At 53.8% G+C, this 21344-nt stretch carries 17 protein-coding genes; 7 read left to right on the top strand and 10 right to left on the bottom strand.

The features are described 5' to 3' along the window. Window positions 1-66: 66 nt before the first annotated feature. Window positions 67-699 (top strand): tRNA-(ms[2]io[6]A)-hydroxylase, encoded by a 633-nt coding sequence (gene miaE / locus J9880_RS02175; RefSeq protein WP_095925012.1) that lies wholly within the window; start codon window positions 67-69, stop codon window positions 697-699. Window positions 700-810: 111 nt separating this feature from the next. Here the strand turns inward: miaE and lpxH are convergent, their stop codons facing one another. Together lpxH and ppiB are read right to left on the bottom strand one after the other, a co-directional pair. Next, the gene (lpxH, locus tag J9880_RS02170) at window positions 811-1533 is read right to left on the bottom strand and encodes a UDP-2,3-diacylglucosamine diphosphatase (RefSeq protein ID WP_095925013.1); all 723 of its coding nucleotides are present in this window, start codon (window positions 1531-1533) and stop codon (window positions 811-813) included. 11 nt (window positions 1534-1544) lie between these two features. After that, on the bottom strand, window positions 1545-2039 hold the full coding sequence (gene ppiB, locus J9880_RS02165) for a peptidylprolyl isomerase B (RefSeq protein WP_095925014.1): 495 nt from the start codon (window positions 2037-2039) through the stop codon (window positions 1545-1547). A gap of 227 nt (window positions 2040-2266) precedes the next feature. On the opposite strand from ppiB, the gene cysS reads away from it, so the two are divergent. Both cysS and alkA read left to right on the top strand, forming a co-directional pair. Next, entirely contained in the window at window positions 2267-3658 is a 1392-nt protein-coding gene (cysS, locus tag J9880_RS02160) for a cysteine--tRNA ligase (RefSeq protein WP_119826728.1), read from the top strand. A 173-nt stretch (window positions 3659-3831) separates the two neighbouring features. Then, on the top strand, window positions 3832-4704 hold the full coding sequence (gene alkA, locus J9880_RS02155; RefSeq protein WP_119826725.1) for a DNA-3-methyladenine glycosylase 2: 873 nt from the start codon (window positions 3832-3834) through the stop codon (window positions 4702-4704). A 4-nt stretch (window positions 4705-4708) separates the two neighbouring features. Here alkA and J9880_RS02150 read toward each other — a convergent pair whose 3' ends face one another. From J9880_RS02150 to J9880_RS02140, 3 genes are all read right to left on the bottom strand, one after another. Beyond that, window positions 4709-6934 carry a diguanylate cyclase gene (locus J9880_RS02150; RefSeq protein ID WP_131692678.1) on the bottom strand — a complete coding sequence of 742 codons (2226 nt, stop codon included), beginning with the start codon at window positions 6932-6934 and terminating at the stop codon, window positions 4709-4711. 209 nt (window positions 6935-7143) lie between these two features. Further along, window positions 7144-8583: a magnesium transporter gene (gene mgtE / locus J9880_RS02145; protein WP_119826721.1), complete on the bottom strand. Its 1440-nt coding sequence runs from the start codon at window positions 8581-8583 to the stop codon at window positions 7144-7146. A gap of 9 nt (window positions 8584-8592) precedes the next feature. Beyond that, window positions 8593-8787: a YfgG family protein gene (locus J9880_RS02140; RefSeq protein WP_408637214.1), complete on the bottom strand. Its 195-nt coding sequence runs from the start codon at window positions 8785-8787 to the stop codon at window positions 8593-8595. A 430-nt stretch (window positions 8788-9217) separates the two neighbouring features. Here J9880_RS02140 and J9880_RS02135 point away from each other — a divergent pair, with 430 nt between their 5' ends. Continuing rightward, on the top strand, window positions 9218-11449 hold the full coding sequence (locus J9880_RS02135) for a sensor domain-containing phosphodiesterase (protein ID WP_232770023.1): 2232 nt from the start codon (window positions 9218-9220) through the stop codon (window positions 11447-11449). Between the two features lie 75 nt (window positions 11450-11524). Here J9880_RS02135 and ppx read toward each other — a convergent pair whose 3' ends face one another. From ppx to purM, 5 genes are all read right to left on the bottom strand, one after another. Beyond that, the gene (gene ppx / locus J9880_RS02130) at window positions 11525-13069 is read right to left on the bottom strand and encodes an exopolyphosphatase (RefSeq protein WP_119826719.1); all 1545 of its coding nucleotides are present in this window, start codon (window positions 13067-13069) and stop codon (window positions 11525-11527) included. 22 nt (window positions 13070-13091) lie between these two features. Then, the gene (gene ppk1 / locus J9880_RS02125; RefSeq protein ID WP_095925022.1) at window positions 13092-15161 is read right to left on the bottom strand and encodes a polyphosphate kinase 1; all 2070 of its coding nucleotides are present in this window, start codon (window positions 15159-15161) and stop codon (window positions 13092-13094) included. A gap of 320 nt (window positions 15162-15481) precedes the next feature. Continuing rightward, the gene (speG, locus tag J9880_RS02120; RefSeq protein WP_095925023.1) at window positions 15482-16057 is read right to left on the bottom strand and encodes a spermidine N1-acetyltransferase; all 576 of its coding nucleotides are present in this window, start codon (window positions 16055-16057) and stop codon (window positions 15482-15484) included. A 220-nt stretch (window positions 16058-16277) separates the two neighbouring features. Next, window positions 16278-16916, bottom strand: coding sequence for a phosphoribosylglycinamide formyltransferase (gene purN, locus J9880_RS02115; RefSeq protein WP_232770022.1), 639 nt, complete (start codon window positions 16914-16916; stop codon window positions 16278-16280). Between the two features lie 38 nt (window positions 16917-16954). Beyond that, window positions 16955-17992, bottom strand: coding sequence for a phosphoribosylformylglycinamidine cyclo-ligase (gene purM, locus J9880_RS02110; RefSeq protein ID WP_095925025.1), 1038 nt, complete (start codon window positions 17990-17992; stop codon window positions 16955-16957). 340 nt (window positions 17993-18332) lie between these two features. Between purM and upp the strand changes: the two genes are divergently transcribed. The 3 genes from upp (at window position 18333) to hda (ending at window position 21338) form a co-directional block, all read left to right on the top strand. After that, complete coding sequence (upp, locus tag J9880_RS02105) at window positions 18333-18959, top strand: uracil phosphoribosyltransferase (RefSeq protein WP_095925026.1); 627 nt, start codon at window positions 18333-18335, stop codon at window positions 18957-18959. A gap of 202 nt (window positions 18960-19161) precedes the next feature. Further along, window positions 19162-20454: a uracil permease gene (gene uraA / locus J9880_RS02100; protein ID WP_095925027.1), complete on the top strand. Its 1293-nt coding sequence runs from the start codon at window positions 19162-19164 to the stop codon at window positions 20452-20454. Between the two features lie 176 nt (window positions 20455-20630). Continuing rightward, window positions 20631-21338, top strand: a complete 708-nt coding sequence (hda, locus tag J9880_RS02095) for a DnaA inactivator Hda (protein WP_013576559.1) — start codon at window positions 20631-20633, stop codon at window positions 21336-21338. Window positions 21339-21344 lie beyond the last annotated feature (6 nt).

Raw genomic sequence — 21344 nt, 5'->3', positions numbered from 1 at the left:
AGTGGGCGGCAGATTTGTATAATCCACACCACGATATTGATGACACACCTGACTGGAAACTGATTTATGACGCAGGCTTTACTGGCACCGATTTATGATTTTCTTCACTGTGAAACGCCCGCGCTGTGGGTGGATGTGGCGCTGGAAAATCAGACGGTGATGCTGATCGACCACGCTAACTGTGAAAAGAAGGCGGCGGCCACGGCGATGAGCCTGATGACCAAATACCTTGAGCGCACCGAACTGCTGTTTTGCGCGGCGCGTCTAGCGCGTGAAGAACTTCATCACTTCGAACAAGTGGTGGAGATCATGCAAAAGCGCAATATCACCTATACCCAGCTTTCCCCGTCGCGCTACGCCAGCGGCATGATTAAACATACCCGCCATCACGATGATCTGAATATTCTGGTCGACCGGCTGATTATCGGGGCCTACATCGAAGCGCGTTCCTGCGAGCGTTTTGCCAAGATTGCACCGCATCTCGATGAAACCTTGTCGCGCTTTTACACCTCGTTGCTGCGTTCAGAATCACGGCATTTTGCCGACTATCTGGCACTGGCAGAGCAATACGCCGGGACGGATATCAGCGAGCGTGTGGAGGAGTTTGGCAGGATTGAAGCGGAACTGATCTTAACCCCGGACGAGCAGTTCCGCTTCCATTCAGGCGTACCCGTTACCCTTCATACTTCGAGCTGCTGATGCGTTGACTGCGCTCATTCACCCCGGTCACTTAGTCAGCTAAGCTCCCGGGGATTCATGAGCTTGTCGCCTTCCAGCAACTCAAATTATTTCGGGTAACGTTGAGGTGACTCAAAACGGGAATCTTATCAGCTCGACGTTATCGGCGGTGACTTTCACCATTGAGCCTTCTTCGTGCCAGGCGCCGAGTACCACACGATGGCCGGTTTTGTTACCGAGCGGGACATCGTGAATGGCTGGCCGATGGGTGTGACCGTGGATCATCCATTCGACGCCCGCCATCTGCATTTCACTGACCACCGCCTGCGGGTTCACATCCATAATGTCCATGGATTTGCCCTGATTAGACGCTTTGCTGTTGGCGCGCATTCTGGCAGCAATCGCCAGTCGCCATTTCAGCGGCAGCATCAGGAACAGTTTCTGGATAAACGGATTGTGCACTTTTTTGCGGAAGTTCTGATACGCGACATCGTCGGTACACAGCGTGTCGCCGTGCAGGATCAGCACGCGGCGTCCGTACAACTCGAGCACTTTTTTCTCCGGCAGCAACGTCATCAGGCTGTCGCGGGCGAAACGTCTGCCGAGCAGAAAATCGCGATTGCCATGAATGAAAAAGCACGGTACGCCTTGCTGGTGTAACTGATTGAGTGCGGCGGAGATGTCAGCGTGAAGCGGTTGCGGATCGTCGTCGCCAATCCAGGCTTCGAACAGGTCGCCGAGGATGTACAGGGCGTCGGCCTGCGGCGCATCTTCACGCAGAAAACGCAGAAAACCGGCAGTGATTGCCGGTTCCTGTGCGCAAAGATGGATATCTGCGATAAAAAACGTGGTCATCCCGACGTTGATTATTCGCTGACTGTGACGCTTTTGATCACAACATCTTCTTGTGGAACGTCCTGATGCATGCCGCTGCGACCGGTTTTCACCGCTTTGATCGCGTCAACCACGTCCTGACCTTCAACCACTTCTGCGAATACGCAGTAACCCCAACCCTGTGCGTTTTTGCCGCTGTGGTTCAGGAAATCGTTGTCAGTGACGTTGATGAAGAACTGTGCCGTGGCAGAGTGCGGATCGTTGGTACGGGCCATCGCCAGCGTGCCTTTGGTGTTTTTCAGGCCGTTGTCTGCTTCGTTATCGATTGGTGCATCGGTGTTTTTCTGGTTCATGCCAGGCTCAAAACCGCCGCCCTGGATCATGAAACCGTTAATCACACGGTGGAAAATGGTGTTGTCGTAGAAGCCTTTACGGCAATAGTTCAGGAAGTTCTCAACCGTGGCTGGCGCTTTGTCTGCGAAAGTTTTAATGACGATGTCGCCGTGGTTGGTGTGTAAAGTGACCATAATTATCATCCTGCTAATGTTGATGTGTGCTCTCTGTCAGAGCGGCTACTATAGCCTTTTCTTATACCATAACTCAAAAGTTGCCGTCAGCAGCGCCTTTGTGACCACTAAAGCCCGTCCGGCGGCCTTATGCCGTTTCGGTGAAATCATTTTCGTTATATTATGGCCGTTAGTGTCGCTTAAATGCGCCAACGTCATTTTCTACGCCCAACACACGGAATAGCCTGATGCTGAAGATTTTTAATACCCTGAGTCGCCAAAAAGAGGAATTCAAGCCAATTCATGCCGGTAAAGTCGGGATGTACGTGTGTGGGATCACTGTTTACGACCTGTGTCATATCGGCCACGGTCGCACCTTTGTGTCTTTCGACGTGGTATCGCGTTACCTGCGTTACCTCGGTTATGACCTGAAATACGTGCGTAACATCACCGATATCGACGACAAAATCATTAAACGTGCGGCTGAAAAGGGCGAAACGTTCATGACGCTGACAGAGCGTATGATCGCGGAAATGCACGCGGATTTCGCCTCCCTGAACATTTTGCCGCCCGACTCCGAACCGCGCGCCACGCAGCATATTCATGAAATTATCGATATCGTACAGAAGCTGATCGACCGCGATCACGCTTATGTCGCATCGAACGGCGACGTGATGTTCTGGGTGGAAAGCGATCCTGATTACGGTGTGTTATCCCGTCAGGATCTGGACCAGCTTCAGGCCGGTGCTCGCGTGGAAGTAGAAGCTAACGTCAAACGCAATCCGATGGATTTCGTGCTGTGGAAAATGTCCAAACCGGGCGAACCGAGCTGGACTTCTCCGTGGGGCGAAGGCCGTCCGGGCTGGCACATCGAATGTTCGGCGATGAACTGCAAACAACTTGGTGCGCATTTCGACATTCACGGCGGCGGTTCTGATCTGATGTTCCCGCACCACGAAAACGAAATTGCACAGTCAAGCTGCGCGCACGACGGCCCGTACGTCAACACCTGGATGCACTCCGGCATGGTGATGATCGACCGCGAAAAGATGTCCAAATCGCTGGATAACTTTTTCACCGTGCGCGATGTGCTGAAATATTACGATGCCGAAAGCGTGCGTTACTTCCTGATGTCGGGTCATTACCGCAGCCAGCTGAACTACAGTGAAGAGAACCTGAAACTGGCGCGTACCTCGATGGAACGCCTGTATACCGCGCTGCGCGGGACTGACGTCAGTGCCGCGCCAGCCGGTGGCGACGCGTTTGTTGCGCGTTTCCGTGCGGCCATGGACGACGATTTCAACACGCCGGAAGCCTATTCCGTGCTGTTCGATATGGCGCGTGACATCAACCGTCTGAAAGCGGAAGACCTGTCTGCGGCCAACGGTCTGGCGGCGGAACTGCGTCAGCTGGCGGGCGTGCTTGGCCTGCTGGAGCAGGATCCGGAGCAGTTCCTGAAATCAGGCGCGCAGGCGGATAACGATGATGAAGTCGCTGAAATCGAAGCGTTGATCAAACAACGTAACGATGCCCGCGCCAGCAAAGACTGGGGCATGGCGGATAAAGCGCGCGATCGTCTGAATGAAATGGGCATCGTGTTAGAAGACGGACCGGCCGGTACCACCTGGCGTCGCAAATAATTTCCTTCATAGCTGAAACCGCCGCCGCGTTGGCTGCGTTCGCGAACCCGGGTCACTGACTTATGTCAGCTCCCCGGGATTCGTTCACTTGCCGCCTTGCTGCAACTCCGGTTATTTTGGAGATGCGAGACATATAGCCTCCTTCCGGGAGGCTTTTTTATAAGGAGCCTCCTGTGACCACTCTGTTTCTGACCTATCAGCCTCCGTATGACTGGCAATGGATGACGGCGTTTCTCGGCGCGCGTGCCTTGCAGGGCGTGGAGCAGCAGGATGGCGAATATTACCAGCGTACGCTGGCGGTGATGCACAATGACCAGCGCCTGACCGGCTGGCTGCGGCTGCGGCCGTTACCTGAGCGCGACGGCGTCGAGCTGGAGGTGTCGCCGTCACTCTCGCCGGTGGCGGAGAAGGTGGCTGCGCAGGTTCGACGTCTGCTGGATCTGGACGCGCAGCCACAGCTTATCGCCGAAGGTCTGGGGGCGCTGGCGGAAAATGCCGTGGGATTGCGCCTGCCGGGATGTGCTGACCGTTTTGAACTGGTGGTGCGGGCGATCCTCGGGCAACTGGTGAGCGTAAAAATGGCGGCGACACTGGCGACGCGGCTGACTGAAAAATGGGGCGAGCCGGTCAGTACGCCGTTTGCGGCGCTGACGCATTTGTTCCCGTCTCCGGCGGTTGTCGGGCAGTTAACGGTGGAGGATTTGCGCGGTATCGGCGTGCAGGCCAGACGCGCAGCCGGGCTGATTGGTTTTGCGCAGGCGGTGGCAGAAGGGCGTTTACCGCTTGATGACATCACGGATGTGCAGGAGGGCATAAAACGGCTGCTGGCGATGCCGGGCATTGGCAGCTGGACCGCCAGTTATGTGGCGATGCGGGCCTGGTCCGCGCCAGACGTGTTTCTCGGCGGTGACTATCTGATTAAACAGCGTTTTCCGGGCATGACGCCGGGAAAAATCGCCCGCTATGCCGAAGTGTGGAAACCGTGGCGCACCTACGCCACGCTGCATTTGTGGTTCAACAACGACTGGCAGCCCGATACGCCGTGACCGGTTATTCGCCTGTCAGATGCGCTTTTGCGGTTTTCTGCCCCGGCTCGTAACGAAATACCCGCCCGCGTCCGTGATGTTTGGCGGTATAACAGGCCATATCCGCCTGCGCCATATATTCACTGCCACTGACATTCGCATCGTTTATTTCCGTCAGCCCGGCACTGGCACCGATGCGGTAGATTTTGCCTTCCCACATAAACGGGAAGCCGTTAATTTTATCGATCAGTTGCGTCAGCATCGCCAGCCCCTGTTCCAGCGGACAATCAAACAGGATCAGCGCAAATTCATCGCCGCCCAGCCGCGCCAGCCGGTCGCTGTTGCGGATATGTTCCTGCATCAGTGCGCTGATCTGGCGCAGTAATTCATCCCCGGCCGCGTGACCTGCGGTGTCATTAATGGCCTTGAAGTGATCCAGATCGATAAAGGCCAGACCGTGAGGCTGATGCTGTGTGGCGGTCAGATTCAGGGCTTTTTTCAGGCTCGATTCGAAACTGCCCCGGTTTGCCAGTCCGGTTAATAAATCGTGTGACGCGCTGTGGCTGAGCTTACGCATCAGTTCGCGGGATTTACTGACGTCCTGAATCACCAGCACAATGCCGATCGGTTCATCTTTCAGGGTACGCAGCGGGGAAACGGCCAGCTGTACATCGAACAAACCGGTGTGATAACCGTGCAGCACCAGCGACCGCTCGACGGAAGAGTGCAGGTTTTCGTTGATATCAAAGTGCAGCAGGTTGTCGATCAGCGGGCCATCCGGGCCTTTGCTGATCACCACAATGCGGTTGACCGGCTGCCCCTGCGCCTGCTGCTCCTTCCAGCCGGTCATCTTCTCGGCGACCGGATTCATAAAGGTGATGTTCATATTCCGGTCGGTTGAAATCACCGCTTCGTTGATGGAATTCAGGGTGATGTGCAGCAGTTCTTTTTCTTCATGCAGCGCTTCCGACAGGCGCTTGTTGGTCATCTCGGTGTGCTTGAGTTCGTTGATATCTTCAATCTGTGAGATGAAATACAGCGGATTATGCTGTTCGTCGCGCACCAGTGAAACGGCCAGAAATGCCCAGACAGTTTCCCCGTTGCGGCGCAGGTAGCGTTTTTCCAGGGTGTAGCTCTGAATTTCATCGGCGAGTAACTGATTCAGTAAGGCAAGGTCATTACTCAGGTCTTCGTGATAGGTAATTTCCTGAAAATTCAAGGTGGTCAGGTAATCCGATTCATAGCCCAGCAGGTTACACAGGGCTTTATTGACCTGTAAAAGTTGCCCCTGCGGTGACACCAGCGCCATGCCGATGGCGGAATATTCCATCGCATTGCGGAAACGATTTTCGCTCTGGGTAATGTGCGATTTTTCAGCGCGCAGGGCATGCATGGCCATCGCCATGGCGTTCGCCGGTAACAGGATCAGCAGTAACGGCAGGAAGATTAATCCCTGCGGCACCTGCATGGTATGCGGTTGCACGGTGATGATCCCGCTGGTGTGCAGCAGGGCGATCATCAGCGTCATCGACAGAAAAACAATAAACGCTTCCACACGGGGCAGGCGGATAGCGCACCACAACAACGGGATGGTGATAAACGCAAAGGTGTAAGGCAGCCATTTCAGTGCCAGAAAACCGGCGACCAGCGTCAGGATTAAGGTCAGCAGCAGCCCGAAAAAATGCGGTGAGGCGAGCAGCTTAGTCAGATAACCCCGCTGATACACCAGCCCCAGCGGCGTCAGTGCCAGAATAGCCACGGCTTCTGACATGTACCAGGTGGCAAAACGGTTCTGCAATTCCTCCGGCGAATGCACATGCAGAATAAACAGCATCATGATCACCGAACTGACCAGCGGGCAGAAAATCACGGCGATAAGCAGAAATTTCATCCACTGGTTCAGGCCGGAAAGCGGATCCTGCCGCGACAGCATGCGCCGCAAAAGCGCCGCGCACAGCGAGGCTTCCAGCAGATTGTTCAGCAGATAAGGCAGATAGCGCAGAAAGGGCGTGCCCACCAGCGTATGCGCGGCAGCGATACCCAGTGCGGCCGCACACAGCAGCGGGATCCAGTGGCGGAAGTTGTGATGGAATAACACCGGGATCAACAATGACGTCGGCAGCCACAGGCCCGCCAGCGTAGACGAGTTCTGGATGATTTTCATGCACACCAGAGCCAGCAGGCAGATTGAGATGCCTGTAAGAAGCGGTGTTTTCCAGTTTGCCCGCTCGTCATCGTCGAAGGGCGACATGCTATTTTCCACAGTGAAACCTTATTCTGGCTGACGGTAAAAGGCAGACAGTGACATTTATTTTTATATTCTTGTCATGCAGTTGCCACAGGTGTGCAGCACGCTGTTGCGTGATCAGTATCGGAAGGTCACAGCTAATTATTAATATAAATTTGCCATTACGCTGTAATAAATAACGAAAAACCGGCCCGTAAGCCGGTATTCGTCAGTTAAAGCAGGAAAATGGTGGCAAGGCCGAGGAAAATGAAGAAACCGCCGGTATCGGTGAGGGCGGTGATCATCACGCTGGAACCGACCGCCGGGTCGCGGCCAAGGCGCACCATGGTCAGCGGGATCACCACGCCCATCACCGCGGCCAGCAGTAAATTGAGGACCATCGCCAGCGTCATCACGGCGCCCATTTCCCAGTCGCCATACAGCAGCCAGGTGACGATGCCCATCAGTCCGCCCCACACCAGACCGTTGATCAGCGCAACGCCCAGCTCCCTGAACATCAGGAATTTCAGGTTGCCGAGCTGGACATGGTGCAGCGCCAGCCCGCGGACGATCATGGTGATGGTCTGATTACCGGTATTGCCGCCGATCCCGGCGACGATCGGCATCAGTGCGGCCAGGGCCACCAGTTGCGAAATGGTGTGTTCGAACAGACCGATAACGCGCGACGCGACAAAGGCGGTACACAAATTGATGGCCAGCCATGCCCAGCGGTTACGGACGGCTTTGGTCACCGGCGAGAAAACGTCTTCTTCAGGGCTTAAGCCCCCCATCCGGCGTAAATTGCTGTCGGTGTCGTTGTTGACGAAATCGACGATTTCTTCGACGGTCAGACGGCCCATCAGTTTGCCCTTTTTATCCACCACGGGCGCGGTGATCAGATCATAACGTTCGAACGCACTGGCGGCGTCCTCGGCCTTGTCTTCCGGCTCAAAACTGGTGAGATCGGTCACCATCACGTCGGAAACCAGCGTATGCGGTGAATTGAGCAAAATGGTGGTCAGCGGCAGTTCGCCGAGCAGGGTATTTTTCCGGTCAGTGATAAAGACTTTGTCGGTGGCCTGCGGAATGGCTTTGCGCGAGCGGAGAAAACGCTGAACGGTACCGAGGGTGACGTCCGGGCGCACGGTCAGCAGCTCGAAATCCATGATACGACCCACGCACTCTTTACTGAATTTCATGACCTCGCGGACTTTCTCGCGCTGGCGCGGATCCAGCGAGGTCAGTACCCGGCCAATCAGGTCGCGCGGCAGATATTCCGCCAGATAGACCTGATCATCCACGTCCAGCAGCGACATGGTTTTCAACAGGTCTTTGTCGCTCATCTCTTCGATCAGGCTGTCCCAGACCGTTTCTGACACTTCCACCAGCGCTTTACCGCGTGCGGCCGGTTCCACCAGCCGCCAGAGCGCCAGACGCTCGCGGATCGGCAAGGCTTCCAGAACGTCCGCGACGTCCGCCGCGTGGAGATTTTGTACCCGCGAGGTCAGCTCGGCGGTGTTGTCCATCAGTTGCGCGCGCGTGGCGTCATCAACATCCGGTTCCTCGCCCAGAATACTGTCTGCGAGGTCATCGGTGTTCAGAAGGAGATCGAGGATCCTGCTGCGGCTTTCCGCCAGTTTTTGTCCGTAATTTTTAGGTTTTTCGGCAGACATTGGGGATCCTTAGTCCTTAGCGTAACGGCAGGTTTTCAGGGTGCCGGTACAGGTTTTTTCGGGGGTCTTTTCCTGAGGAGTGACGGTTTGCGCATCAGTCTGGCTTTGTTTTTGATTCTGATGATGGGAATACGCACCGATGGCGGAATAGACCAGACGCCCGAACAAAATAATGAAGCTGATCGCTAAAACGATTTTGGTCATTTTTATGTTTATTTTTCGAGACATAATAAAGTCACTTAAATGAATTTTGCTCCGGTAAGCTTGAGGATGGCGTGCTCAGAATAACGGTTACACTATATAGCACATCTAAACAGGCTGCTAAGAAACGCAAAAAATAGGCGGTATTTGTTTTAAGTGTTTTTTCGCGATAAACATAAAGATTCTGTTTATTGATCTGCATCATGGGATTTAAGATAAGGCAGATTAGAATTCAGCCATATTTTATACAATTGTGCCCGGGCCTCCGCTGTATTCTCTTTTCTCCGTACTTTTCTGTGAAATGGCGTTTTTACGACGATAATTGAGGACAGAGCCTTTCGCTGCTGTCGCCGGACTGCCTGCCGGACGTCCGTTACACCCTGAATCATTCACCGCGGCATGAAGTTCATGCGCAAAAACTTAGATGGACTTGATGCGTAAACATTTTTCCTGGCATGACGTGCGTCATAAATGGTGGGGACTGCCTGCGATTTGTGCGCTGGTGCTGATCCCGGTGACCTCCTGGCTTTCGCCGATCATCTTCCTGCCGGATGGCCGTACCTATCTTATTTATATGCCGATGGCGACCTGCGTCGCCTTGCTGATGGTGTTCGACTGGGCCGCATTGCCCGGCATTGTGCTGACCCTGTTCCTGCGCTATTACCTGCGGGTCGGTGCCGAGATGGGCATGCTGATGACGGTGATTTACTTCACGGCACTCACGCTGGCCTGGCTCGGATACCGATGGCAGGCGGGAAGCCGCTGGTCAGCGCCGCTCGGGCTGATGAATCTGGCGAAAGCGCGGGTAGGCTGGTTACTGATTTTCCTGACGTTATTCTTCATCATCGTCTTGCAGATTGTGGTTGAAAGCGGATTGCTGCCCGGTTATCTGGGCATGGCGACGCGGGACTTTGTCACGCTCAGAACGCTGGTCAATATGCAGGCGATGATTCTGGGGATCCTGCTCAACTCCCATGTGATTTATCTGGTGTTACGCATTATCCGTAAGCCGCGTTATTTCTGCGTGGTGTACACCAAGCTGCGTAAACAGCTGGCACCGGGTGTGAAGTTCGCTGAAATTGTCGTGTGGTTTATGGTGCTGGGTGCCATGGTGACGCTGCTCTGCCTGCCGGGGCTGAGCGAGCCTTTCATGAAGATTTTACTCAGTGATTACACGCTGACGCTGCTGTTCCCGGTATTGCTGTTCGGGGCATGGCGTTACGGCTATTACTTTATCAGCATTGTCTGGACCTTCACCCTGACAATTTTATTCAATTATTATCAGGGCTTTATCTCCGAACACGGGTTTATCCATAACCTGGTGTTCGTCTCCGCCCTGATGCTGGTGTATACCGTTACGCTGCTGCTGATGGCGGCCATTGCGTCCCGCCAGCGTCTGCTGATGAAAAGAACCAGCGCCGCCGCGTTGCAGGATCCGGTATTCGGTTTACCCAATCTGCGCGCCTTTAACCGCGATCTTGCGCGTTACCCGCGTTCCATGCTGTGCTTCATCCGGGTTTCTGATATGGACGTGCTGAGCCGTAATTACGGCATGCAACTGCGCATCCAGTTCAAACAACAACTGGCACTCGGGCTGAAGCCTTATCTGCAGGCGGGCGAACGGGTTTATCATCTGCCGGGTTACGATCTGGTGTTGCGCCTGAACTGTGAGGATGCAGATAAGAAACTGCAGGAACTGCACGAGCATCTGGAAGATTTCCGCCTGATCTGGAACGGCCTGCCGCTGCATCCTAATATCGGTTTATCCTACTGCACGGTGTATTCGCCGGTAGAGCATCTGCCGATTTTGCTGGGCGAACTGAGCGGGATTGCCGAGGTTTCCCTGACCACCGGACAGCCGGAATCGAATAAAAACGATCACAGTCAGGTGCAGCTGGAAATCAGAGAGAAGGTCGACATGTTGCATAAAATCCAGCGTGCGCTGGATGACGACCGCTTTGTGCTGATGGCGCAGCCGATCTTCGGCGTGCGTGGCGACAGTTATCATGAAATTCTGTTGCGCATGTCTGACGGCGAAGAAGGGACGATGATCACACCGGATAAATTCCTGCCGGTGGTGCATGAGTTCGGGCTGTCGTATCAGCTGGATATGTGGGTGCTGAAACACACGCTGATGTTTATTAATCAGAACCGCGTGCGACTGCCGAGCCTGCGCTTTGCGGTGAATTTCACGCCGTCGACGCTGTGCCGCCCGACGTTTACCCGCGATTTTAAAACGCTGATGCTGGAGTATGAAATTGAGCCGTTCCAGATCGTGCTGGAAGTGACGGAATCTCACTTACTTCAGAACATGAAATATGCCGATTTTGCGATGCGGGAACTCCGGTCCTACGGCTGCCGGATTGCCATTGATGATTTCGGTACCGGGTATGCCAGCTATGGCCGTCTGAAAGCCATTCAGGCCGATATTTTGAAGATTGACGGCAGCTTCGTGCGCAATATGCTCACCGATTCGCTGGATGCCTACATTGTGCAGTCCATCTGTCAGGTGGCGCGTATGAAGCATCTGTCGATTGTGGCGGAATATGTGGAGACGGAAGAACAGAAAACCGCGCTGCACGCGCTGGGCGTGGATTACATGCAGGGGTATCTGGTGGGGAAACCGGAACCGTTAAACAAACTGCTGGAATTCCCGCTCGCCTGATTGTCTGTGAGTCCGTAAAAAGAAAAAGCCCTCCGCGCAGAGACTGCGGGAGGGCTTTTTTCATGCCGATAACGGTCAGCTTTCTGCGATACCGTCTTCTTCTTCGAGCATCAGTTTCCAGCCCGTGACGTCTTCCCAGTAACTTTGTTCTTTTTCGAAATCCAGCTGAACCAGGTTGTTCTGCGCCAGATAGCCGGCGGGGAACCGCAGCGTCCAGTGATTATCATCGGTCGATAACCGCAGGGATTCCGGCGTGGTCGTCGACTGGCGCTGGTTATTGAGCAACGCGCCTAAACGCAGAAGCTGGATCAGCGGAATGTAATGCTTTTTCTTAAACAGGTTCAGGCGCGGCAGTTCTTCCAGCTTGATGGCTTTACGGTGGAAGCGAACCAGCGTCGCCAGCAGCGTTTGCTGTTCCTGATTGAATCCCGGCAAATTGGTGTTTTGCAGGATATACGAGGAATGACGGTGCATGCCGGTGTGGTTAATGCTCAGACCGACTTCATGCAGCATGGCGCTGAATTTCAGCAGGGATTCCAGCTGTGGCTGCACCAGTTTGGTGTTTTGCGCCAGCCACTGCGCATACAATTGCTCGGTGGTGTCCAGCACGCGGCGCGCCTGTTCACGGTCGATATTGTAATGCTCGGCCAGACTTTTCGCGGTTCGGGTGCGGATGTCCTGATGGCGGAAACGGCCTTCCATTTCATACAGCACACCTTCACGCAGCGCGCCGTCAGACAGTCGCAGCTCTTTGACCGCCAGCGCATCGAATACGCCGCGCAGAATCGCCAGACCCGGCACAAACACCGATTGCCGGTCTTCCGACAGGCCCGGTAAATCCAGTGCGCTGAAATGTTTAAAGTCCAGTACCGCTTCGGTCAGCATTTCCAGACGTTCCGGCGTAATTAACCCGTCCTTTTCACCCATCGCCACCAGCACTTCATGCGCAGCTTTGATACTGCCCGAAGCGCCCAGCGCATACTGCCAGCCCTGCAGACGATATTGCCACGCCAGCGTTTCCAGTTTCTGCGCGGCAGCAAGCTGCGCGCGTTTGAAATTACTGCGGCTGATTTCGCCGTTCGGGAAAAACATCTGCGCGAAACTGACGCAGCCCATACGGCGGCTTTCGGCCAGCAACGGCTCGAAATCTTCACCGATAACCAGCTCCGTCGAACCGCCGCCGATATCCACCACCAGCTTGCGGCCTTTTTCCGGCTGGGTATGTTCAACACCCATAAAAATCAGGCGCGCTTCTTCCTGCCCGGAAATGATCTCAATCGGATAGGGGATCACTTCTTTGGCGCGCTTGAGGAATTCCTCGGCATTCACTGCCTGACGCAAGGTGTGCGTCCCGACGATGGTGACGTTGTTTTCCGGAAAACCCTGCAGGCGTTCGGCGAATAAAGCCAGGCAATCCAGCCCGCGTTGAATGGCTTCTTCACTGAGCACATTTTTACTGTCGAGGCCATCGGCCAGATGAACGCGTTGTTTCAGGCGTCCCAGGACCTGCAACGCGCCGTTAACGACGCGTGCGATCACCATATGGAAACTGTTCGACCCGAGATCGATCGCCGCAATTTCCTGTGGCTTGGCATTCAGTGGGCTGTTTTTAAGGGGCATAGTTGTGTAACGCTCCAGGGGTTCAGGCTTGCTGACTTTGTTGTTCCAGCTCTTTCAGATATTCATAAATCGCCAGTTGCGCTCGGACTTTGCGGCGATTTCCGCGTGGAACATACCGGTTGCTCAGTTCTTTATCAATCACTCTGGCTTTTACTGTGTCACTAAACAGCAGTTCAAGGATATCCAGAACGCGCTGTTTCAGACGCGGATCGAGCAGGGCGACAGCCACTTCAATGCGATAATCAATATTGCGCGTCATCCAGTCGGCAGAAGAGAGGAAGACTTTAGTATCGCCACCGTTTTCAAAGACATAGACGCGGTCGTGTTCAAGATAGCGGTCAATGATGCTGGTGACCTGAATATTTTCGCTAAAGCCGGGCAGATTCGGCACCAGCGAGCACATCCCGCGGATCAGCAGACGGATTTTGACCCCGACGTTCGACGCCACGTAAAGACGGTCAATCAGCCCTTTATCCACCAGGTTATTGATTTTCAGCGTAATACTGCCGGTTCCGCCTGCCTGAACGTTGGCGATTTCACGGTCGATCAGACGGTAAAGCATGTCACGGGAGTTTTGCGGTGACACCATGAGATGTTCGAACGACACCGGGCGGTACGGGTTTTCAATAAAGTTAAAGACCCGGCGGACTTCGTTGGTGATCCTCGCGTCGGCGGTGAGCAGCGAATAGTCGGTATAAAGGCGGGCGGTTTTCTCGTTAAAGTTACCGGTCCCAATATGAGCATAGCGGACAATTTCGTCGCCTTCGCGGCGGGAAATAAGAAAGAGTTTTGCGTGAATTTTCAAACCGGGGGCAGAGAAAATAACGTGTACACCGGCTTCTGTCAGACGTTTCGCCCAGTGAATGTTAGCTTCTTCATCGAAGCGCGCCTGCAGTTCGACCACCACGGTGACTTTCTTGCCGTTGTGCGCGGCGTGGATCATCGATTCGATAATGCGGGAATCTTTCGCCACGCGGTAAATATTGATTTTGATCGACAGCACGTTCGGGTCGAACGACGCCTGACGCAGCAGTTCCAGCACGTGTTCAAAGGTGTGGTACGGATAATACAGCAGCACGTCCTGCTCGCGGATCGCCGCAAAGCCGTTGCGGAATTTATCGAACCACAAATGGCGCAGACGAGGCAGCGGACGGTTGACCAGATTGGCTTTGCCGACATTCGGGAAGCCGATGAAATCTTTGAAATTGTGGTAGCGGCCCCCGGCGATCACCGAATCATAATTGGAAATTCCGAGTTTGCCGCGCAGCAGTTCGACCATCTCATCGGGCATATCGCGCTGATACACGAAACGTACCGGTTCAGCGGTCAGACGCTGTTTCAGGCTTGAAGACATCAGTTCCAGCAGGCTCGATTCCATTTCCGTGACCAGATCGTATTCGGCGTCGCGGGTCATTTTCATCGAGTAAGCATTCAGCGCATCGTAATCAAAGAAGCCTTTGAAAATATCATCCAGACAATAGCGCAGGATGTTATCGAGCAGGATCATCGGCTTACGGCGGCGGGGCGCTTCCGGCGGCAGGTTCACAAAACGCGGCACTTTGTCGGACGGGATTTCCAGCAGCGCGTAATGAATTTCTTCGCCACGGATAATTTCAACCGCCAGATAGGTGTAATCGTCTTTGAGGAACTGCACCAGATTGGTGTCGTGGTTAATCAGGATCGGCGTGATGTGCTGGCGTAACTGATGCTTGAAATACTGACGCAGCCAGGCTTGCTGATTTTCGGAGACCTGACGTTCGTTAATCAGGAAGATCTGATTACGCGCCATTTCCAGCAATAAATCGTTATAAAGGCTGTCGAATTCCTGATCAATGCGCAGCACCTTCGCCTGGATTTTTTTCAGCAAATGACGGGAGGCGCCGAGAAAACCCTGTTCCTCACTGATAAGGATGCGCCGTTTTAAATCGGCAAAACGGACTTTATAAAACTCATCAAGGTTATTGGAATAGATCCCTAAAAAACGCATCCGTTCGATCAGGGGATTGCTTTTGTCAGCCGCTTCCTGCAACACGCGTTCATTGAAGGACAGCCAGCTTAGTTCTTTCTCGATATAAAGCTTTTCCTGACCCATTTTCACTCCGTTCATTTAGCTTGCAACCTGGCCCGTACAGGCAAATTTGCCCGAAAACACCGCGATGTCGCTCAACATATTCTCCGTATTGCCTGCCTTTAAAACGGCCAGCGCAGCAGGAAGTTTTCTGTGAGAGGGGCCTAGTGTCTGCTAACAATATTGCGAAAGATTGACAGGAAAGTCCAACATAACAAAGGATGATTTCAGAAGAGTTTATATCAGGGAAATAAATGGGAGGAAAAGGCGGGAAAAGTCTTACCGGTGAGGGACATCTGCGCCCCTCACTGGTCATTATTTTACTGATTTAGGGCGCGGGAGTATTACACCGTGCTGGCGCCAATCAGGGATTCAGGCCTGACCTGAACAGGTTTGGATTTGTATTTCGCCAGAAACTGCGGCTGGAAAATACACATGCGGATGGCGCTGCGATATTCGCCGTTCACAAAGAATTCCTGTTTCAGTTCGCCTTCAATCTCAAACCCTAATTTGCTGTAAATGTGGATCGCCTTTTTATTTTCTTTATCGACGATTAAATACAGTTTGTAGAGGTTCAGGACGGAAAACGCATAATCCATCGCCAGACGTACTGCATCACCGGCAAAACCTTTGCCCTGATGCTGCGGGTCGATGATGATCTGAAATTCCGCGCGGCGGTGAATATGATTAATTTCCACCAGCTCCACTAAGCCGACCGGCCCGCTTTCAAATTCGATGATAAAGCGGCGTTCGCTCTGGTCATGGATATGTTTGTGATACAAATCGGTCAGTTCGACGAAAGCCTCGTAAGGTTCTTCAAACCAGTAACGCATGATGCTGGCGTTATTATCAAGACGATGAACAAACGACAGGTCGTCCTTTTCCAGTGGACGTAATCTGACGCTGTTATGGCTAAACATGGGGTGTTCCTCAACTATAAAAGCCGTTTTATGAGGGTAACCTTCGTAAATATGAGGTCTGAAACAACCGTGTTTCAGATGAAGGTCGGCGCACAAACGACGTTTAAACGTGCGCCGGGATGTGCATTATATCGGGCGAAATGTAAACAACTGTCAAATGACGGAAAATAAAAAACCGGCACAGGGCCGGTTTAGAGTGAAAACGTGAGGCGGAAGTAGATTAATCTTCTGCGTATCCGCGTTCAGAAAGCGGATTGTTGTCCAGCAATGCCTGACCGTTTTGCAGCGACAAACGTCCGTCAACAAACCAGCTGACCACCAGCGGATATATGCTGTGTTCCTGCGTTTGTATGCGGGCAATCAGCTCTTCTTCTGTATCGTCAGCGAATACCGGCACTTTGGCCTGTAAAATCACCGGGCCGCCGTCAAGCTGTTCAGTGACAAAATGCACGGACGTACCATGTTCGGCATCCTGATTTTCCAGCGCCTGACGGTGAGTGAGCAGGCCCGGATATTTCGGCAGCAGGGAAGGGTGAATGTTGATCATTCGCCCGGCGAAACGCTGGACGAATTCGCCGGTCAGAATGCGCATATACCCGGCCAGCACCACCAGATCAGGATGGAAAGTCTCAATGGCATCCGCCAGTGCAACGTCAAATGCCGCCCGGTCTTCGTAAGCTTTGACATCCAGCGCGTGCGCCGGAATCTCCGCTAAACGGGCTCTTTCAAGCCCGTAGGCAGCGATTTTATTGCTGAAGACTGCACTGATTTTTGCGTTGATCCGTCCCTGCTGGCAGGCATCGATCAGGGCCTGTAAGTTGCTTCCCTCGCCCGATACCAGAACCACAATCCTTTTCATCTTCTACCCTGCTTTCAGTGAGTTGTATTACTGAACACTTAGTTGATCACGACGCGCTCAGCGGAATCAGAGGCTTTAATGTAGCCAATTTTCCACGCTTTTTCGCCATTATCGTTCAGTAATGCAATCGCCTGATCCGCCAGTCCGGCAGGAAGTGCTACCAGCATGCCCACGCCACAGTTAAAGGTGCGGTACATTTCGTGACGGCTGACGTTACCGGCGGTTTGCAGCCAGGTAAAGACATCCGGCCACTGCCAGCTTGATTCATCGATAATCACCTGCGTGTTGTCCGGCAGGACGCGCGGGATATTTTCCCAGAAGCCGCCACCGGTCAGGTGGACGATGCCGTGAACATCCACATTTTCGATCAGGTTCAGAATCGATTTCACGTAAATTTTGGTCGGTGCCAGCAGGTGATCGGCCAGCGGTTTGCCTGCCAGATCGGTGGTTTCCGGGTCAGTCTTGCTGACTTCCAGAATTTTGCGCACCAGCGAGTAACCGTTGGAGTGCGGACCACTGGCGGCCAGACCGATCAGCACATCGCCGTCAGCCACTTTGCTGCCGTCGATAATTTCTGATTTTTCCACCACGCCGACGCAGAAGCCTGCAACGTCGTAATCTTCGCCGTGGTACATACCCGGCATTTCAGCGGTTTCGCCGCCGACTAACGCACAGCCAGACTGCTTACAGCCTTCTGCGATACCGGTGATCACGCTGGCGGCGGTATCGACGTCCAGTTTGCCGGTGGCGTAATAGTCGAGGAAGAACAGCGGTTCAGCGCCCTGAACGATCAAATCGTTGACGCACATCGCGACCAGGTCGATACCGATGGTATCGTGGCGTTTCAAATCCATCGCCAGACGCAGCTTGGTGCCAACGCCGTCGGTACCCGAGACCAGCACGGGTTCACGATATTTTTGCGGCAGCGCGCAGAGGGCACCAAAACCGCCCAGTCCACCCATCACTTCAGGGCGGCGAGTCTGTTTTACTACACCTTTAATGCGGTCTACCAATGCGTTACCGGCATCGATATCTACGCCTGCGTCTTTATAGCTGAGAGAGGTTTTGTCGGTCACTGCGAAGTCCCCACGGCGGTTTGGGTTGGTGGTTGAAGAATAAAGCGGGGCAATTCTAACAGTGGAAGCAAACGTTTGCGAGCGCCTTATTCAGAGTCACTATCTATACTTAAAGATACAACACTTAGCCGAAGTCATTGGCGTTGCAGCAAACGAGCAAATCCCGATGAGCTGACTTGAGTCAGTGATTCGGGTGAGAGAGAGCCGCTAACGCAGCTGCGGCTTCAGTGAAGAAGGATAAGTTGATCTGGATCAGGCAATTGGCTGTGGCGTTCAAAAAAAATGGCGTTATAATCTCGCGATTTTTTTTTGCAGCTCAACCACCTTAGGAGAATAAATAATGAAGATCGTCGAGGTGAAACACCCGCTGGTGAAACACAAGCTGGGCCTGATGCGTGAAAACGACATCAGCACGAAACGTTTTCGCGAACTGGCTTCTGAGGTGGGAAGTCTGCTGACGTATGAAGCGACTGCCGATTTAGAAACTGAAAAAGTGACCATTGAAGGCTGGAATGGCCCGGTGGAAATCGATCAGATCAAAGGCAAGAAAATTACCGTTGTGCCAATCCTGCGTGCCGGTCTGGGCATGATGGAAGGCGTACTGGAACACGTACCAAGCGCGCGTATCAGCGTAGTTGGCGTGTACCGTGATGAAGAAACACTGAAACCTGTGCCGTATTTCCAGAAGCTGGTTTCTAACATCGAAGAACGTCTGGCGCTGGTGGTTGACCCGATGCTGGCTACCGGTGGCTCAATGATTGCCACCATCGACCTGCTGAAAAAAGCCGGCTGCCAGAGCATTAAAGTGCTGGTGCTGGTCGCCGCACCGGAAGGGATCGCCGCTCTCGAAGCCGCCCACCCGGACGTTGAGCTGTACACCGCCTCGGTGGATCAGGGGCTCAATGAGAAAGGCTACATCATTCCGGGGCTCGGTGATGCGGGCGACAAGATATTTGGTACGAAGTAAGCAATTAGCCGACTAATCAGTCGGCTTTTTTTTGCTCGTCATACTTCAGGCTGCAGATGCGTTGGCTGCGCCCGTTCACCCCGGTCACATAGTTATCTATGCTCCCGGGGACTTACGGACTTGCCGCCTTCCTGCAACCCGAATTATTTAGAGCAAAAGGCTGTAAATAACACAACATCACACCTTTGAGAGGATCACATTCATGACCCGTCGTGTCATCGGGGTAAGCGAACGTCCGCCATTGCTGCAGACAATCCCCCTGAGTTTCCAGCATCTGTTTGCCATGTTTGGTGCCACCGTTCTGGTACCCATTCTGTTCAAGATCAACCCGGCAACGGTGCTGCTGTTTAATGGCATAGGGACTTTGCTGTATTTATTTGTGTGTAAAGGGAAGATACCGGCGTACCTCGGCTCAAGTTTTGCGTTTATTTCTCCGGTGCTGTTGTTATTGCCGATGGGATATGAGGCGGCACTGGGCGGATTCATTGTTTGCGGGCTGTTGTTCTGTCTGGTGGCGCTGATTGTTAAGAAAGCCGGGATTGGCTGGATTAACGTGATGTTCCCGCCTGCGGCGATGGGCGCAATCGTTGCCGTCATCGGGCTGGAGCTGGCGGGTGTGGCGGCGAACATGGCAGGGCTGCTGCCTGCGGATGGCGCAGCAGTGGATTCCACCACCATCACCATTTCGCTGGTGACGCTCTCCGTGACCATTCTGGGTTCGGTGCTGTTCCGGGGTTTCCTGGCGATTATCCCGATCCTGATCGGCGTGCTGGTCGGTTACGCGCTGTCGTTCTTTATGGGCGTGGTGGATGTCTCCGCTATCGAAACCGCGCACTGGTTCGCGCTGCCCACTTTCTATACGCCGCGTTTTGAATGGGTCGCCATCCTCACCATTCTGCCTGCGGCACTGGTGGTCATTGCCGAGCACGTCGGGCATCTGGTCGTCACCGCAAATATCGTGAAGAAAGATTTATTGCGTGATCCGGGTCTGCACCGTTCGATGCTGGCGAACGGGCTGTCGACCGTATTGTCCGGTTTCTTTGGTTCCACACCAAACACCACTTACGGCGAAAACATCGGCGTGATGGCCATCACCAAGGTCTACAGCACCTGGGTGATCGGCGGCGCGGCCATTCTGGCGATCCTGCTTTCCTGTATCGGTAAACTCGCGGCGGCCATTCAGGCTGTTCCGGTGCCGGTGATGGGCGGCGTTTCATTGCTGCTTTACGGCGTGATCGGCGCATCCGGTATCCGCGTGCTGATTGAATCGAAAGTCGATTACAACAAGGCGCAGAACCTGATCCTGACTGCGGTGATCCTGATCATCGGCGTCAGCGGTGCGAAGATCCACATCGGTGCGGCGGAGCTGAAAGGCATGGCGCTGGCGACGATTGTCGGTATCTTCCTCAGCCTGCTGTTCAAAGTGATCGAGATTTTCCGTGGTGAAGAACAGATCATTGATGTGGAAGATGAGCGGGAAAATCCGCCCGTCTGATGCAGACTTTTTTGTCTGAAACCCTGACCGGCGGGCGTGGTGTCAGCCGGTCAGGTGCTCGGATCGCAAGCGGTTGCACCGGGCACAGTTCATTTCAGGACGGATCCTTGCTAGAATTCGGCAGTTCCTTTTATTGACGTGACAACATCTGCGGTCATTATGCCGCTTTGGTTGAGGTGCTTCTGAATACGCCGGCACAGCTTTCCCTGCCACTTTATCTTCCCGATGATGAAACCTTTGCCAGTTTTTATCCGGGTGAAAACCCTTCTCTGCTATCTGCCATTCAGAGCGCATTGCATCAGGAACACGGCACCTATATTTATTTCTGGTCACGCGAAGGCGGCGGCCGCAGTCATTTGCTGCATGCGGCCTGCGCCGAACTCTCACAGCGCGGTGAAGCCGTCGGGTATGTGCCGTTAGATAAACGCGCCTATTTCGTGCCGGAAGTGCTGGACGGGATGGAGCATCTGGCGCTGGTGTGCATCGATAATATTGAAGGCATTGCCGGGGATGATGAGTGGGAAGCCGCCGTTTTCCATCTTTATAACCGCATCCTTGAAACCGGTCGCACGCGGCTGTTTATTACCGGCGATCGTCCTCCGCGTCAGCTGAATCTCAGCCTGCCGGATCTGGCTTCCCGTCTTGACTGGGGCCAAATCTACAAACTTCAGCCGCTTTCCGACGAAGAAAAACTTCAGGCATTACAGCTTCGCGCCAAACTGCGGGGCTTTGAACTGCCGGAAGACGTGGGCCGTTTCCTGCTCAAACGTCTGGATCGCGAAATGCGTACGCTGTTTATGACGCTGGATCAGCTCGATCGCGCGTCCATTACTGCACAGCGCAAACTGACCATTCCGTTCGTGAAAGAAATTCTCGGGCTGTAAGCGCCG

It is taken from the genome of Rahnella victoriana, assembly GCF_021276285.1.
GTDB classification, from domain to species: domain Bacteria; phylum Pseudomonadota; class Gammaproteobacteria; order Enterobacterales; family Enterobacteriaceae; genus Rahnella; species Rahnella victoriana.
Note: the sequence above shows the minus strand (reverse complement) of the source record. Positions and strands in the feature narration are given on the sequence as shown.

Coding starts and splice junctions, on each gene's coding strand:
- ppk1 (WP_095925022.1), bottom strand. CDS start 15,161: ATGGGTCAGGAAAAGCTTTATATCGAGAAAGAACTAAGCTGGCTGTCC.
- lpxH (WP_095925013.1), bottom strand. CDS start 1,533: ATGACCACGTTTTTTATCGCAGATATCCATCTTTGCGCACAGGAACCG.
- ppx (WP_119826719.1), bottom strand. CDS start 13,069: ATGCCCCTTAAAAACAGCCCACTGAATGCCAAGCCACAGGAAATTGCG.
- miaE (WP_095925012.1), top strand. CDS start 67: ATGACGCAGGCTTTACTGGCACCGATTTATGATTTTCTTCACTGTGAA.
- cysS (WP_119826728.1), top strand. CDS start 2,267: ATGCTGAAGATTTTTAATACCCTGAGTCGCCAAAAAGAGGAATTCAAG.
- upp (WP_095925026.1), top strand. CDS start 18,333: ATGAAGATCGTCGAGGTGAAACACCCGCTGGTGAAACACAAGCTGGGC.
- ppiB (WP_095925014.1), bottom strand. CDS start 2,039: ATGGTCACTTTACACACCAACCACGGCGACATCGTCATTAAAACTTTC.
- J9880_RS02140 (WP_408637214.1), bottom strand. CDS start 8,787: ATGACCAAAATCGTTTTAGCGATCAGCTTCATTATTTTGTTCGGGCGT.
- purN (WP_232770022.1), bottom strand. CDS start 16,916: ATGAAAAGGATTGTGGTTCTGGTATCGGGCGAGGGAAGCAACTTACAG.
- J9880_RS02150 (WP_131692678.1), bottom strand. CDS start 6,934: ATGTCGCCCTTCGACGATGACGAGCGGGCAAACTGGAAAACACCGCTT.
- speG (WP_095925023.1), bottom strand. CDS start 16,057: ATGTTTAGCCATAACAGCGTCAGATTACGTCCACTGGAAAAGGACGAC.
- mgtE (WP_119826721.1), bottom strand. CDS start 8,583: ATGTCTGCCGAAAAACCTAAAAATTACGGACAAAAACTGGCGGAAAGC.
- uraA (WP_095925027.1), top strand. CDS start 19,162: ATGACCCGTCGTGTCATCGGGGTAAGCGAACGTCCGCCATTGCTGCAG.
- J9880_RS02135 (WP_232770023.1), top strand. CDS start 9,218: ATGCGTAAACATTTTTCCTGGCATGACGTGCGTCATAAATGGTGGGGA.